Raw genomic sequence first — 329 nt, forward strand, 5'->3', positions numbered from 1 at the left:
CGCGTCGCCGCGGCGTTCCAGGTCAACGGCATCAGCCCGTTCGTGAAGTTCTCGCACTTCACGGCGAACCAGGCGATCCAGGAGGCGTTCGAGAGGGAGGAGAGGGTGCACATCATCGACCTGGCCATCCAGCATCCAACTCACATCACAGATGCTTCTCGTGGAGTGAGTACGGTGTGCCTGGTGAGCTCGTGCCTGGGGCTGTACGCGCCGCTCCCCAACCCGTCCCCGGCGGCGGCGCGTCTCCACGGGCGCGTCGCCGCGGCGTTCCAGGTCAACGGCATCAGCCCGTTCGTGAAGTTCTCGCACTTCACGGCGAACCAGGCGAT

Annotated in this window: 1 protein-coding gene; it reads left to right on the top strand. The window is 65.7% G+C overall.

Annotation, left to right across the window (positions count from 1 at the left end; translation table 11 throughout):
- Positions 1-329: GRAS family protein (locus ACKX14_RS15605; protein ID WP_422449290.1), on the top strand; the 329-nt coding region annotated here is incomplete at both ends.

The sequence above is a fragment of the Thermorhabdus hydrogeniformans genome, assembly GCF_049310025.1.
In the GTDB taxonomy this organism is placed as follows: Bacteria; Bacillota; Thermosediminibacteria; order Thermosediminibacterales; family Tepidanaerobacteraceae; genus JBJYKD01.